Source organism: Agromyces binzhouensis (assembly GCF_042672355.1).
GTDB lineage: Bacteria > Actinomycetota > Actinomycetes > Actinomycetales > Microbacteriaceae > Agromyces > Agromyces binzhouensis.
In genome coordinates, this window is the sequence record NZ_JBHXVJ010000004.1 from 345,354 (window position 1) to 360,049 (window position 14,696).

Consider the following 14,696-nt stretch of genomic DNA (forward strand, 5'->3'; position numbering starts at 1 on the left):
AACGATGCCGCGCGGCGCCGGGTCGGTCGGACCCGCGTCGAGCAGGTAGGGTGGCACGTCGGCTCGCGACATCCGAGCCCACCCACGGCCATCGCGGCCGCGCGCGACGGGGCGCTCGTACGACACCCATCCGGCTCGAACGAGCCCCGCCGATCGGAGACCCACATGCCGGCGCCTGCGCGACCCCCCGCCGACCCCGCCCCCGAGACCGCCGACGCGCGCGCCGCCGCACGCGCCCGGGTCCGCGACCAGCCCTCGGTGCTCACCGCACTCCGCACCCCCCGGTTGCTCACCCGCGAGGTGCTTGCGGGCCTCGTCGTCGCGCTCGCCCTGATCCCCGAGGCGATCTCGTTCTCGATCATCGCCGGCGTCGACCCGCGGGTCGGCCTCTTCTCGTCGTTCGTGATGGCGGTGTCGATCGCATTCCTCGGCGGGCGTCCGGCGATGATCACGGCCGCCACGGGCGCCGTCGCGCTCGTCATCGCGCCCGTCGCGCGCGACTACGGCATGGACTACTTCATCGCGACCGTGATCCTCGCGGGCGTGTTCCAGCTCGTGCTCGGGGCCCTGGGCGTGGCGAAGCTCATGCGCTTCATCCCGCGGAGCGTCATGGTCGGATTCGTCAACTCGCTCGCGATCCTGATCTTCGCCGCACAGCTCCCGCACCTCGTCGGGGTGCCCTGGCTCGTCTACCCGCTCGTCGCGGCCGGACTCGTGATCATGGTCGGCGTCCCGCGGCTCACGAAGGCCGTGCCCGCGCCGCTCATCGCGATCGTCGTCCTCACGGTCGTCGTCGTCGCGGCCGGCTGGCAGGTGCCCACCGTCGGCGACGAGGGCGAGCTGCCCGAGAGCCTGCCCGAGCTGTTCATCCCGGACGTGCCGCTCACGTGGGAGACCTTCGCGACCATCGCGCCGTTCGCGCTCGCGATGGCCCTCGTCGGGCTCCTCGAGTCGCTCATGACGGCGAAGCTCGTCGACGACATCACCGACACCCGCTCGCGCAAGACGCGCGAGGCGCTCGGCCAGGGCGTCGCCAACATGCTCTCCGGCCTCTTCGGCGGCATGGGCGGCTGCGCCATGATCGGCCAGACGATGATCAACGTGAAGGTGTCGGGCGCGCGGACGCGCATCTCGACGTTCCTCGCGGGCGTCTTCCTGCTCGTGCTCGTCGTCGGACTCGGCGACCTCGTCGCGATCATGCCGATGGCCGCGCTCGTCGCCGTCATGATCATGGTCTCGGTCGCGACCTTCGACTGGCACTCGGTCCGCTGGTCGACGCTCAAGCGGATGCCGAAGTCGGAGACGACCGTCATGGTGGCGACCGTGGTCGTGGTCGTGGCCACGCACAACCTCGCGATCGGCGTCATCGTCGGGGTGCTCGTGGCGATGGTCGCGTTCGCCCGTCGCGTCGCGCACTTCGCGACCGTGACCCGTCGGGTATCGCTCGACGAGCCGGTGCCGACCGCGCACTACCGCGTCGACGGCGAGCTCTTCTTCGCCTCGTCGAACGACCTGACCACGCAGTTCGAGTACGCCGACGACCCGGAGCGGGTCGTGATCGACATGTCGGGCTCGCACATCTGGGACGCCTCGACCGTGGCCGCGCTCGACGCGATCACGACCAAGTACGAGCACCACGGCAAGCGCGTCGTCATCGAGGGGCTGAACGAGGCGAGCTCGGCGATGCACGCGCGCCTCGCCGGGCAGCTGGGCGCCGGCCACTGACGTCGGGCGCGGGCGCGCGCCGCGGAGACGACGAGAGGCGGATGCCACGCGGCATCCGCCTCTCGCCCGTTCAGGGGGTCAGACGCTCAGGTCGACGTCCTTCGTCTCCTTGACCAGCGAGACGCCGATCAGGGAGATGACCGCGGCGATCGCGATGTAGAGGCCGATCGTCCACGACTGGCCGGTCTCGCCGAGCAGGGCCGCGGCGATCATCGGGGCGAACGCGCCGCCGAGGATGGCGCCGAGCGCGTAGCCGATCGAGACGCCCGAGTAGCGCACCTTCGCCGGGAACATCTCGGCGTAGAGCGCGGCCTGCGGGCCGTACGAGAGGCCGAGGCCGAACGTCATCAGGAACAGCGCGACGAAGTACCAGACGATGTTCCCGGTGTCGATGAGGAACCACATCGGGATCGCCCAGAGCGCGAGGAACACGTAGCCGATCTGGAAGGTGCGGATGCGACCGAGGCGGTCGGACAGGCGTCCGCCCCAGAGCGTGAAGACGAGCCAGCCGAACGACGCGAAGGTCGTGGCGAGCAGCACCGTCGGCCGGTCCATGCCGAGCGCGGTCACCGCGTAGGTCGCGAAGTACGCGATCAGCAGGTAGCCCGCGGCGTTGTTCGCGATGAAGATGACGGCGGTGAGGACGACGTTCTTCGTGTTGCTGCGGAACAGCTCCTTGAGCGGGGCCGAGGACTCCTGCTTGCGCTCCTGGAGCTCCTTGAAGACCGGGCTCTCCTCGACCGCACGACGGATCATGTAGCCGACCACGATCAGCACGATCGAGAACATGAACGGGATGCGCCAGCCCCACTCCATGAACGCCTCCGGCGACATGGACGAGGTGATGATCCAGAGCGTGAAGGTCGCGAGGATCATGCCGACGGGCACGCCGATCTGCGGGAAGGCGCCGAAGAAGCCGCGCTTGCCCTTGGGGGCGTGCTCGACCGACATGAGCGCCGCGCCGCCCCACTCGCCGCCCGCCGAGAAGCCCTGCAGGATGCGGAGCAGGATCAGCAGGATCGGCGCCGCGATGCCGATCGCGGCGTACGTCGGCAGGAAGCCGATGAGCGAGGTGGACAGGCCCATGAGGATGAGGGTGAAGACCAGCATCTTCTTCCGGCCGAGCTTGTCGCCGAGCCAGCCGGCGACGACTGCGCCGAGCGGGCGGAAGAGGAACGAGATGCCGATCGTCGCGAAGGCGAGGACCTGCGCGAGCGTGGCGTTCGCCTCGGCGAGCGGGGCGAGGAAGAGCGGGGCGAGGACGAGTCCGGCCGCCTGGGCGTAGATGAAGAAGTCGTACCACTCGATGGACGTGCCCACGAGGGTGCCGGCGAGGACCTTGCGCTCCTCGGTGGACATCCTCCCGGTGCGCGAGGATTCCTGGACGGTTGCGGTCATGCGAACTCCGTTGTTCTGTGCAGGGTGAATCGGGGACCGACGCGGGGGTGGTGCGCCGTTGCGGGTTTCCCGACCGATCGTTCGGTTGGAAATCCGACCATAGCGCACCACCCGCGGCGAACGGTAGCCCCCTGCGACGAACGGCGGTTCCTGCGCGACGAACGGATGGCGGTTCGAGCACGTCGACGTGTCGCTCGCTCGAATTCGAAGGATGAGCCGTGGCACGACCCCGTCTCGAGGCCCATCGCGCGCCTCATCCTTCGAACCGAGGCGCTCGCGCTGCGGGCCACGGCGCTCGCGTAGGGTTTCGCCATGCCCACGCCCGACTTCGTGCTCGAGCTCCGACGCCACGTCGGGACCGCGCCGCTTCCGCTCGTCGGCGTGACCGCCGTCATCCTCCGCGACGGGCGGGTGCTGCTCGGTCGGCGCTCCGACACCGGCGCCCTCACCCCGATCACCGGCATCGTCGATCCCGGCGAGGAGCCGGCCGTGGCCGCGGCCCGCGAGGCGCACGAGGAGGCCGGCGTGCGGATCGCGGTCGACCGGCTCGCGTGGGTGCACCAGGTGCCGCGCGTCGTCTACGGCAACGGCGACCAGGCCGACTACCTCGACCTCACCTTCCGCTGCAGCTGGCTCGACGGTGAGCCGCACCCCGCCGACGGCGAGATGACCGACCTCGGATGGCACGACCCGGCCGACCTCGGCGCCGTCAACGCCGAGCATCGCCGCCGCATCGAGGCCGCGCTCGCCGCGGGCGACGGGCCGGCGCGGTTCGAGGTCGACTGAACGCCCTCGACGCCATCGGCGCCCGCGTGACGAGCGCGCACCGCGGTCCGCCGGATCAGTCCTCGAACGCGAGCAGGGCGGCCCCGACGAGCGGCGCGTCGTCGCCGAGCTCGGCGGCCACGACGCGCACCTCCCGCGAAGCGGGGAGCACGGCGGTGCGGTGCGCCGCCGCCTCGACGAGCGCGAGGTAGTCGTCGGCGACCCGCGAGAAGCCGCCGCCGATCGCGACGGTCGTGACATCGAGCAGCGCGCCGAACGACGCGATCGCCTGACCCACGGCCTCCGCGGACCGCTGCACGGCCCGCACCGCGACAGGGTCGCCCGCTCGGTAGTCGGCCGCGAGGGCGAGACCGTCGGCGCCGGCCCACCCGTGCGCGTTCGCCCACCTGACCGTCGCCGGACCGGACGCGACGGCCTCCACGGTCGCGGCGACCGGATCATCCGGCGACGGCTCCCGCACCCAGGACTGGCCGACGTGCCCCGCGTTGCCGGTGTCGCCGCGCACCACTCGGCCGTCGACGACGATCCCGCCCCCGATCCCCGTCGACACGACCATCGCGATGCCGTTGCGGACGCCGCGGAGCGCGCCGAATCGCACCTCGGCGAGCGCGATGCACGTTCCGTCGAGCGCCACCCGCACGGGCATGCCCCGCGCGAAGCGCTCGAGGGCCGGCACGAGCGGCAGGTCGCGGATCCCGGGCATGTTCAGCGGAGAGACATGCGTGCCGTCGCCGCGGAGCGGGCCGGCCGTGCCGACGCCGGCGCCGACGAGCCGGTGCGCCGGCCCCGCGGCATCCGTCGCCCGCTCGCACACGGTGGCGATCGCGAGGGCGAAGGTCTCGGGCGTCTGGCCGGCGCCGGTCGGTGCACGGTGGCGACTGCCCGGCACGATCCGCCCCTCGGCGTCGACGAGCGCGGCATCGACCTTCGTACCGCCGATGTCGACGGCGAGCGCGACGGGGATCCCGGATGCGTGGGAGGGCATGCGTCGATCATGCCGTGGATCGCGGCGAGGAGCACCTCCGGTTCGCTGTCCACCGAAGGCGGCTCGTGACGTGAGACATCCTCGCACCACACCCCCAATACGGGTGTGACCGGGCCAATGGACCCTCTCCGCGGGGTCGACTCGGGAGTACCCTCCACGCCAGACCCGCAACCCCGCACGCGCCGAGAACTCGCGACGGACGCGGTCGACCAAGGTCGAGGAGGACCCGATGCGCGGCACACGACCCGGAATCCTGTCACTGGCGGTCGCCGCCGTACTGGCCTTCCCGCTCGGGCTCTCGCCCGCGCTGGCGGAGGAGCTGCCGCCCTCCGCACCGGTCGAGACGACCCAGGCGCCGCCGCCGGAGTCGACGGCCCCGACCGAGCCCGCGGCTCCGATCGAGACGACGGAGCCCGCGGCGCCGCCGGCCACGACCGCGCCGCCCCAGCCCGAGGCCCAGCAGCTCGCCGCCCAGGCCCTCGCCGCGCCGCCGGAGATCGTCAACGACGTCCCGTCGATCTCGATCGAGCTGCCCCTTGGATACACGGTCGATGGCGACCTGAACGCGTCGAAGGACGACATCCCCGCCGACCCCGACACCGAGCCGCTCTCGATGCTCACGCTCGTCGACCCGAACGACTCGAACAACACCCTCATCGACGTTCCCGTCGAGGAGATCAGGGGCCGCGGCAACTTCACCTGGACCCTCGACAAGAAGCCGTACCAGTTCAAGTTCGAGAGCTCGAGGCCGATCCTCGGCATGCAGTCGGCGAAGACCTGGATCCTCCTCGCCAACCACGCCGACCCCTCGCTGCTCCGCAACAAGGTCGCGTACGACCTCGCGGCGGCGTTCGGCCTGCCCGGCACGACGGATTCGCGCTTCGTCGACCTCACGGTCAACGGCGAGTACCTCGGAAGCTACCTGCTGACCGAGAAGGTCGAGGTCAAGAAGAACCGGCTCGAGCTCTCCGATCCCGGTGGCATCCTGCTCGAGCTCGACAACAACTACGGCACGGCGGAGGACTTCTACTTCTACACCCAGCCGAGCAACACGCTGTTCGTGCTGAAGGACGCAGTGGAGGACGTGGACGAGCCGCTCCCGCAGCCGTTGGCGGAGGCGTACGCGGACATCCAGGAGTACCTCGACGAGATCGAGTCGCACCTGTACGCCGACGACCCGGACTGGGACGCGCTCAGCGCCCTGATCGACGTCGAGTCGTTCATCAAGTACTACTTCGTCTTCGAGGTCGCGGAGAACCCGGAGATCACGCAGTCGAGCGTGTACTTCTGGCGCGACGGCACGGAGGACGTCCTGCACGCCGGACCGGTGTGGGACTTCGACAGCGCCTTCGCGGAGTACGTCTCGGAGCGCCTCGGCGGCGATCCGCGGCAGGACTACGTGATGAACGGCCAGTTCCTGCGCAACAAGGGGAACGGCTGGTACACGCAGCTCTTCCGCATCCCCGAGTTCGTCGAGGCGGCCCGGGACCTCTACGACAACGAGCTGAAGGCGATCATCGACGAGCTGCCGACGAAGATCGACGAATACGCGGCCGCCATGCCCGGATCGGCGGACGCGAACTTCGACACGTGGGACGTGCTCGGCGGACCGGGCGTGTTCAACGGCGGTCACGTGATCGCCGACACGTGGCAGGGCGAGGTCGACTACCTCAGGGACTGGGTGGAGCGACGCGTCGACTACCTCGACACCGCCTACGGCGTCGGCAACCCGATGCTCATCCACTCGGTCCACGTGCAGAGCATCGGATGGCAGCAGAGTCGCACGGGCGGGCAGATCGCCGGCACGGCGGGCAAGGCGCTCCGGGTCGAGGCGCTCGACCTCGCCCTCGATGCGAACGGGTTGTCCGGAGCGCTGCAGAGCCGCGCACACGTCCAGAGCATCGGCTGGTCGGGTTGGCAGAGCGGGGATACGGTCCTCGGCACGACCGGTCGCAGCCTCCGTCTCGAGGCGCTCCAGCTCCGGCTCACCGAGCAGCTCGCGGCGAACTTCGACATCGAGTACCGCGCGCATGTCGCGAAGGTCGGATGGATGCCGTGGGTCGAGGACGGCGCCGTCGCCGGCACCACCGGTCGGGGCCTCGCAATCGAGGCGGTGCAGATCCGCCTCGTCGAGCGGGAGCCGGTCGTCGGCAGCTCGGTCTTCTACCGCGCGCACGTGGCGAAGATCGGGTGGATGGCCGAGACCTCCGACGGAGCGATCGCCGGCACCACGGGCCAGTCGCTCGCGATGCAGGCACTCGAGGCATCGGTCGTGAGCAGCGACCACTCGGGCGGGATCCGCTATCGGGCCCACGTGCAGAGCCTCGGGTGGATGCCGTGGACGGACTCGCCGGACTACATCGGCACCGTCGGCCGGAACCTCCGGATGGAGGCGCTGCAGATCCAGCTCACGGGAGACATCGCCGCGCACTACTCGATCCGGTACAGCGCCCACGTCCAGGGCATCGGCTGGCAGTCGTGGGTCGCCGACGGGCAGACCGCGGGCACCACAGGCCAGGCGAAGCGCGTCGAGGCGATCAGGATCGAGCTCGTCCCGAAACCGTGACCACTGCCGACCGCGGGATCACCGCAGGTCGAGCCGCATGAGGATGCGCGGGAAGCCGTTCAGCACGCTCGTCGTGTCGGCCGCCTTCGTGAAGCCCGCACGTTCGAAGGTGGCGCGGGTGCCGACGTAGGCCATCGTGAGATCGACCTTCTCGCCCCCGTTGTCGACCGGGTAGGCCTCGACCATGGGCGCGCCGTGGTCGCGCGCGAACGCGACGGCGCCCGCGATGAGGTGGTGCGAGATGCCCTGCTTCCGGTGGCCGGGCCGGACGCGCACGCACCACAGGGACCACACGTCGAGGTCGTCGAGGTGCGGGATGCGCCGGTTCGTCGCGAAGCTCGTGTCGGCCCGAGGGTGCACGGCCGCCCAGCCGACCGGCTCGTCGCCGTCGTAGGCGATGACGCCGGGCGCCGGATCCTCTGCGCAGAGCTCGCGGACCCGCTCGCCACGAGCGGGACCTCGGAGCGACAGGTTCTCCTTGGACGAGGTCAACCGGTAGCTCAGGCAGAAGCACACGTTCGCGTCGGGTCGCTTGGGCCCGACGACCGCGGCGACGTCGTCGAAGACGGATGCCGCCCGAACCTCGATGGCCACGGTCAGTCGATCGACGCGGGGTCGGCCCAGCGCAGCACGCGCAGGGCGCGGAGCGTGTTCCACGGGCTCGGCTCGCCCGCGGGCGCATCGATCTCGTACCGCTCGCGGCCGGGCCAGCGTTCGCCGGCGCGCCACCGGCCGTCGTCGTCGCGCTGCCCCAGTACCAGGTCGAGCGCGGGCCGCAGCCGCGTGTCGGGACGGCCGCCCGCGTCGCGGAAGTGATCGAGTGCACGCAGGACGTCGTAGAACCAGTACGTCGGGAACGAGAAGTTCGTGTAGCGCGGCTTCACGAGCTCGCCCGTCGACTTGCGCCGGAACAGGCTGCGCTCGAGCAGGTACTCCTCGCCGCCGTGTCGCGCATCGGTCACCGAGGCATCCGTCGACCCGGTTGCCCGCTCGTACGCGAGGAGCCCCTCGACGACGCACAGCGTCGAGTCGAACGACGAGCGCTGCGACTCGTCGGCCGGCTCGCAGTTCCACCCGCCGTCGGGGAGCGTCTCGTCGAGGAGGCGCGCGATGATCCGGTCGCTGCCCGCGCCGAGCTCGCCGAAGTAGGCGGCGTTCGCGAGGACCCCGCCGTTCACGCACTCCTCGACCTCGCCGCTGAAGTACGGCAGGTCGTCGAACTCGGCCCAGACCACGCCGTCGACGACCCGGTCGATCGCCGCCCGCACGGGTGCGGCGTCGGGTGGCGCACCGAGGTTGCGGAGGACCTGCAGGGTCCACATGACCGAGTTGCGCTCGCGACTCGACCCGTAGACCTGACCGCCCCAGTAGCCGTCGTCGCCCTGTTCGGCGAGGAGGCGCGCACCCCAGCCCTCGGTGGCGACGCGCGCGCGTTCGGTGGCGACCGCATCGGCGGGCGCGTCGTGCAGGTCGCGCATGACCTGCCAGCGCACGCTCGGATCGCTGCCGAGGAGCCAGGTGATGACATCGTCGTGCATACGGCCATGCTCGCGCATGCCGCCGACACCGACGAGGGGTGACGGATGCCGCGGCCCAGCGCTCGGGCGACGTCAGCCGTCCGCGACCTCCGGGGGCCACGCCACCTCGAACCGCTCGAACAGCACGTCGAGATCGTCGTGCCACTCGACGCCGATCCCCGGGCAGACCCGCTGCCAGTAGCGTCGGTGGTTGTCGCGCCACGACTCGAGCGTGCGGTCGTCCTCGCCCTCGTCGAACGCGAACGCGGCGTCGACGCTCGAGAACGGCCCGACCCGCAGTTCGGTGCTGCGGAGGATCGCGCGTGGTCGGCCCGCCGAGTCGCAGGCGATCCAGTGGCTGCCGACCCGGGGGAGCGGCTGCCCCTTGTGGCGGAACTCCGCGACGAGCGAGGCGGTCGCCCGCTTGGTGCCGTCGAGCACGAGCCCGAGCAGTTCGTCCGTGAGCGCGGGGTGGTCACCGAACACCTCGACGCTCGGCGGTTCGGCGTCGAGGGCGCGATCCGGGCGAGCCGCGCGGTACTCCTCCCATAACGCCGTGGCTGCCGCCCCGTCGACGGGGGCGTTGGCCCCGCTCATACCCGCCTCGCCAGCAGGCTGCCCGCCCATCCGTGGCCGGTCGGCACGTAGCCGGCGGGGAACGCGCCGTTGCGGGCGAACGCCGCCCAGGCGGCGCGGAGTGCGGCCCCGGCGGCGACGAGGCTGCGGGCGCCGTCCGGTGCGAGCAGGGGCGTGCCCTCCCAGGCCTCCGTCGCGGGGAAGAGCAGCGCGACCTCGATCGCGTGCGCCGACCCGATCCGGCTCCCGTCGGGATGCCCGTCGAACTCTGCGACGCGCACGTCGGCTCCGCCGCCGTCGACCACGCGGGCGAAGCGTCGCGCGCCGCTCACGTAGACGGCCCGCGTGGTGCGCAGGGTGATCACGCGGCGCAGCAGCGGGCCGATCACCGGCCAGGCGGCGAGCGCCGCGAGCTTCGGGTCGACCTCGAAGAAGAACGCGGTCTCGTCGCGGTTCCACGTGACGAGCACGTCGAGGTCGGCGGCGTGCTCGCGCCAGGCGGCCTCGATGTCGCCCTCCGCCGGGAGCGGCGCAGCCCCGGCGCGCGGGCCGAACGGCATGGCCGAGCGGAGGCCGGATCCGGCGGCGGCCTGCTTCGCGCGCGCCTGGGCGGCGAAGAGGTCGTCGAGCGCTGCGTCCGGCTCGAGCGGGCCCGCCGCCTCCGCCATCCGACGCTGCATCTCCGCCCGCCCCGTGCGGATGCCGAGCGGCGCGCTCTCCAGGATCACGCGACGGAACAGCCCGCGCGCGCCGTCGGCGGCGATCAGGTGCGCGAGCGCGTCACCGCCCGACGACTGGCCGACGGCGGTGATCCGCTCGGGGTCGCCGCCGAAGGCGCCGATGTGCTCCCCGACCCACCGGAATGCGGCGATCAGGTCGAGCAGTCCGAGGTTCGCGGGGTGCGCGTCATCCGTCGGGTACCCGAGCAGCCCGAGACGAGACGTGACGGCGACGACGATGACGCGCTGCTCGCGCACGATGGCGGCGGGGTCGTAGCCGGCGAGGTCGCCGGCACCGGAGACGTACGATCCGCCGTGCACCCAGACGAGCACGGGCATCGGCTCGTCGGGCGTGTCCTCCGGGATCGTGATCGTGAGGCGAAGGCAGTCCTCGTCGAACTCGACGCCGCGGAGCGGTCGCCCGAGCAGTTCGTCGCTGGGACTCGCCGGCTGCGGGCACGCGAGACGCTGGAAGCGTCGATCGGATGCCTCGTCGGGCCGGATCTCCGCGGGAACGGGTGCCTCGAATCGACCCGCCATGGCGTACCGGACGTTGCGCACCCGCACGACCCCGTCGCCGGCGACTGCGGGGAACGTGCCGAGCGGCGTCGCCAGTTCCGTGGGCGTGCCGAGGGGATGCGGGCCGTCCGGAGCGGTCGGCCCGTCGGTCTCGGTCGGGTCGGGGGTGGTCGGGTCGGTGGTGGTGTTCGGGTCGGTCTGCATCGGGTCGACTCCAGTGGGCGCCCGCCCGGACCGTCCGAGCGGGGTGCGTCGCCAGCGTAGCCGGAGCCCCGGACGGGGGATGAGGTCGTCGCGCAGGAGGAGTAGCGTGAGGGCCGTGCCGCTCTCGGCCTACGGCGTGCTCGTGGGCGCGCTGTCAGAGCATTTCCGGGACCAGCCCGATGACGTCGGGCGCTGGTTCCACGTCAACCTGCGCGTCGTCGCACCGGCCGGCACCTACGCGGTCGCCGTCGACGTCGACAGCAAGAAGTCGGACATCGGCGTGCACTGGAAGCTGCTGCGGATCCGCCGATCCACGCTCGCTCCTGCGAGCGAGGCGTCGTCGGGGTACCACGAGACCGCGCGGACGCGCGAGGCTGGCGCGATCGACCTGATCCGGCATCCGTCGATCGCAGAGCATCCCGGCTGCATCGCCCTCCTCCTCGGCGCACGCCGACGTCCATGGACGGTGGGCGACTTCGCCGAGGCGTCGACCGCGCTGGAGTCCATCCTCGTGATCGGCCGTCGCACGCTCGTCTGGGGCGAGCCGTTCGACGACGGCGGCCTCGGCGTGCACAACGTGCACCAGAACCAGGGCGATCCCGCCGGTTCGCAGTGGTGGCCGGAGAACGGCATCTGGCAGGACGGCGCGGTGATGGTGGAACGGCCCGACGGCGATTTCGACGCGTTCGTGTCGCGGTTCAGCACCCAGGCGGGTCGCACCGACGACCAGGGTCACCCGATCTGAGCCGTCGGCGAAGTGCGGGGCCGGCGCGGCTGCATCCGGGGTGCTCGACTGCCGCGGGTCGGGCAGCGTCCTCGGGCATCCTCCCTCGACCTGCGCGACGCGGGACGGGCCCGGTCGGGCAACCTCTATCCGGCGCGTCGGCGGAGAGGTAGGTTATGCCGCATCGATGCCCCATCGCCCCCGATCCTCGGGCGCTCCGACGAACTCGAACGACTCGGTGCGCTGCTCGGCGGTGCGCGCAACGGCCACGGCGGCGCCCTGCTCATCCGCGGCGAACCGGGCATCGGCAAGAGCACGCTCCTCGACGCGGCCGTGGAGTCCACGCGTGGCATCCGGGTCGTGCGCGCCGACGGGTACGAGGCCGAGGCGTCGATGCCCTTCGCCGCCCTGCAGCGCCTCGGCGCGCCCCTCGCCGAGCACCTGCCGGCGATCCCGCCGCGGCAGGCCGGCGCACTGCGCATCGCGGCAGGCCTGGACCGCGGCGATCCGCCGGATCGATACCTGGTCGGACTCGGCACGCTCTCCCTGCTGGCTGTCGCGGGCGAGGCGGGCCCGGTGGCGTGCGTGGTCGACGACGCGCATCTCCTCGACCCCGAATCGTTCGACGTGCTCGCGTTCGTCGCGCGACGCCTGCAGGCCGAGCGGGCGGCGATCCTCCTCGCCGGGCGGGCTGACGAGCTGCCGCAGGCACGGACCGCCGGGGTGCCCACGCTCGAGCTCACCGGCCTGGGCGCACTCGACGCGGTCCAGCTGCTCGCGCGTTCGGCGGACGAGCCCATCGACCCGTACCTCGCGACGCGGATCGCGGAGGAGACCGGCGGGAATCCGCTCGCGCTCGTCGACCTCGCGCACGAGCTCACGGCGCGGGAGCTGACGGCGACGTCGCTGTCGCAGGCGCCGATGCCGATCGGCCAGCGGCTCGAGTCCCACTACCGCGTCCGACTCGAGGCGCTCCCGGAGGAGACTCGACGGTGGTTGCTCACGGCTGCGGCCGAGTCGACCGGTGACCGCTCGGTCGTCGAGTCGGCGGCGGTCCGGCTCGGGCTGCCCGCCGAGGCCGCGACGCCCGCCGAGCGTTCGGGACTCGTCTCCGTGCACGACGCGATCGCGTTCCGGCATCCGCTCGTGCGCCTCGCGGCGTACAGCGGCATGCCGGCCGACGACCGGCGACGCGTGCACGAGGTGCTCGCCGACCTGATGGTCGATCGCGGGCGCGACGACATGGCGGCCTGGCATGCGTCGTCGGCGACGTCGGGGCCGGACGCCGATGTCGCGGAACGGATGGAGCGTGCGGCAGATGCTGCGGGAGGTCGTGGCGGCATCGTCTCGCGCGCCCGCCTGCTCGCCCGCGCGGCGGACCTCACTCCCGACGGAGACGCCCGCGACCAGCGGCTGCTCGCCGCGGCCGAAGCCGCAACGGCGGCCGGGGCCGCGCAGCTCGCAGGGGAGCTGATCGGGCGCATCGACGTCGCACGGCTCGATCCGGTCGGCGAGGGTCGACTGCTCATGCTCCGCGTGGGGATGGCACTGTTCCTGGCCGACGCCGACGGAGTGCTCACCGCCTCGGCGACCATGCTCCGCGCCGCGGAGCGCTTCCACGGACTCGTGCCCGACCTCGAGCAACGTGCGCTCCTCGGCGCCTTCGAGGTGCTGCTGACCGCGGAGTGGGCGGCGCGCGACGTCACGCTCCCCGAACTCGGACGTCGCGTGACCGAAGGAGCCGATGTCGCGGACGGCCCACTCGCCACGGCGCTGCGCGCGATCGGCGCCCACATCCTCCTGCCGTACGAGGAGGCCGTTCCGCTCGTGCGCGCGGCGGTCGGCATGCTCGTCGAGGCCGACGACGCCGAGCTGCTCGGCTTCGGCAACTTCGGAGTCGCGCTCACGATGGGGCTGTGGGAGGAGAGGACCTGCGTCCGCCTGCTCGAACGGACGGCGGCGGCCGCTCGCGAGGCCGGGGCACTCCAGGTGCTCGACACGACGCTCTGGCTGCTCAGCCTGCTCGAGCTCTACCACGCCGGCCCGGCGGCGTCCGCCGGGTACGTCGAGCAGGTGCGCGACCTCCGGCGGGCGATCGGCTACGACGCCGAGCAGGTGGTGAACGCCGCGTACCTCGCCTGGTCGGGCGCGCCCGCCGAGGTGGTCGAGCAGGTGGCGGAGGGAGCGCTCGCGGCGGGGTTCGGCGGTGTCTGGACCCTCGCGATGACCGGGTTGGGCATTCGCGAGATCGCGGACGGCCGATACCGCGACGCATTCCACCGCTTCGAGCCGATGGTCGCGCGGAAGTTCCTCCAGGTCACGTACCAGCAGCTGCCCGAGTTCGTCGAGGCCGGGGTGCGCGCAGGTCGCCCCGCGGAGGTCGCGGCCGCTGCCGACCGGCTGCGCGCCTTCGCCGCGGCGAGCGGGACGCCGTGGATCCTCGGCGTCGCCGAACGCTCCACCGCGCTGCTCGCCGACGACGCCGACGCCGAGTCTCACTACCTCGCGGCGATCGGGCACCTGCAGCAGTCCGCGGCGCAGCCCGATCTCGCCCGCGCCCACCTCGTCTACGGCGAGTGGCTCCGCCGGATGAAGCGCCGCCGGGAGGCGCGCGAGCACCTGCGCGTCGCGCTCGACCTCTTCACGCGCATCGCGGCGCCCGCCTTCGCGGCGAGGGCGCGCCGCGAACTGGAGGCGACCGGCGAGCACGTGCCGCATCGCGAGCCCGGCGCCGCCGCCGAGATGCTCACCCCGCAGGAGGAGAACGTCGCCCGCATGGCGGCTGCCGGGCACACCAACGCCGAGATCGGCGCGACCCTCTTCATCAGCGCGAACACGGTCGACTACCACCTGCGCAAGGTGTTCCGGAAGCTCGGCGTCACGTCGCGTCGGCAGCTCGGCGAGCGCCTGCCCACGGTCTGAGCGGTCACGACTACGCGCGCCACGTGGTTCGGGCGGGAGTGCCGGGGCGCGAGCA

The 14,696-nt window shown here is 72.1% G+C and carries 11 protein-coding genes; 5 read left to right on the plus strand and 6 right to left on the minus strand.

From position 1 onward, the window contains the following. Window positions 1–165: 165 nt before the first annotated feature. The gene (locus ACFVHK_RS09400; RefSeq protein WP_376928584.1) at window positions 166–1,725 is read left to right on the plus strand and encodes a SulP family inorganic anion transporter; all 1,560 of its coding nucleotides are present in this window, start codon (window positions 166–168) and stop codon (window positions 1,723–1,725) included. A gap of 78 nt (window positions 1,726–1,803) precedes the next feature. On the opposite strand, the gene ACFVHK_RS09405 is transcribed toward ACFVHK_RS09400, so the two are convergent. Then, on the minus strand, window positions 1,804–3,123 hold the full coding sequence (locus ACFVHK_RS09405) for an MFS transporter (RefSeq protein ID WP_376928585.1): 1,320 nt from the start codon (window positions 3,121–3,123) through the stop codon (window positions 1,804–1,806). Between the two features lie 312 nt (window positions 3,124–3,435). Between ACFVHK_RS09405 and ACFVHK_RS09410 the strand changes: the two genes are divergently transcribed. Then, the gene (locus tag ACFVHK_RS09410; protein ID WP_376928586.1) at window positions 3,436–3,909 is read left to right on the plus strand and encodes an NUDIX hydrolase; all 474 of its coding nucleotides are present in this window, start codon (window positions 3,436–3,438) and stop codon (window positions 3,907–3,909) included. 55 nt (window positions 3,910–3,964) lie between these two features. Here the strand turns inward: ACFVHK_RS09410 and ACFVHK_RS09415 are convergent, their stop codons facing one another. After that, complete coding sequence (locus tag ACFVHK_RS09415) at window positions 3,965–4,894, minus strand: ROK family protein (protein WP_376928587.1); 930 nt, start codon at window positions 4,892–4,894, stop codon at window positions 3,965–3,967. A gap of 229 nt (window positions 4,895–5,123) precedes the next feature. Here ACFVHK_RS09415 and ACFVHK_RS09420 point away from each other — a divergent pair, with 229 nt between their 5' ends. Then, window positions 5,124–7,460 carry a CotH kinase family protein gene (locus ACFVHK_RS09420; protein WP_376928588.1) on the plus strand — a complete coding sequence of 779 codons (2,337 nt, stop codon included), beginning with the start codon at window positions 5,124–5,126 and terminating at the stop codon, window positions 7,458–7,460. Between the two features lie 18 nt (window positions 7,461–7,478). Here the strand turns inward: ACFVHK_RS09420 and ACFVHK_RS09425 are convergent, their stop codons facing one another. From ACFVHK_RS09425 to ACFVHK_RS09440, 4 genes are all read right to left on the minus strand, one after another. Further along, window positions 7,479–8,054, minus strand: coding sequence for a GNAT family N-acetyltransferase (locus ACFVHK_RS09425; protein WP_376928589.1), 576 nt, complete (start codon window positions 8,052–8,054; stop codon window positions 7,479–7,481). A gap of 2 nt (window positions 8,055–8,056) precedes the next feature. Next, window positions 8,057–8,998, minus strand: a complete 942-nt coding sequence (locus ACFVHK_RS09430) for a hypothetical protein (RefSeq protein WP_376928590.1) — start codon at window positions 8,996–8,998, stop codon at window positions 8,057–8,059. Between the two features lie 72 nt (window positions 8,999–9,070). Beyond that, window positions 9,071–9,574, minus strand: a complete 504-nt coding sequence (locus ACFVHK_RS09435; protein WP_376928591.1) for an ASCH domain-containing protein — start codon at window positions 9,572–9,574, stop codon at window positions 9,071–9,073. Continuing rightward, entirely contained in the window at window positions 9,571–10,995 is a 1,425-nt protein-coding gene (locus ACFVHK_RS09440) for a carboxylesterase family protein (protein ID WP_376928592.1), read from the minus strand. The genes ACFVHK_RS09435 and ACFVHK_RS09440 overlap by 4 nt, the downstream gene beginning before the upstream one ends. A gap of 106 nt (window positions 10,996–11,101) precedes the next feature. Between ACFVHK_RS09440 and ACFVHK_RS09445 the strand changes: the two genes are divergently transcribed. Beyond that, on the plus strand, window positions 11,102–11,740 hold the full coding sequence (locus tag ACFVHK_RS09445; protein ID WP_376928593.1) for a DUF2278 family protein: 639 nt from the start codon (window positions 11,102–11,104) through the stop codon (window positions 11,738–11,740). Window positions 11,741–11,752: 12 nt separating this feature from the next. After that, window positions 11,753–14,641: a helix-turn-helix transcriptional regulator gene (locus tag ACFVHK_RS09450; RefSeq protein WP_376928594.1), complete on the plus strand. Its 2,889-nt coding sequence runs from the start codon at window positions 11,753–11,755 to the stop codon at window positions 14,639–14,641. Window positions 14,642–14,696 lie beyond the last annotated feature (55 nt).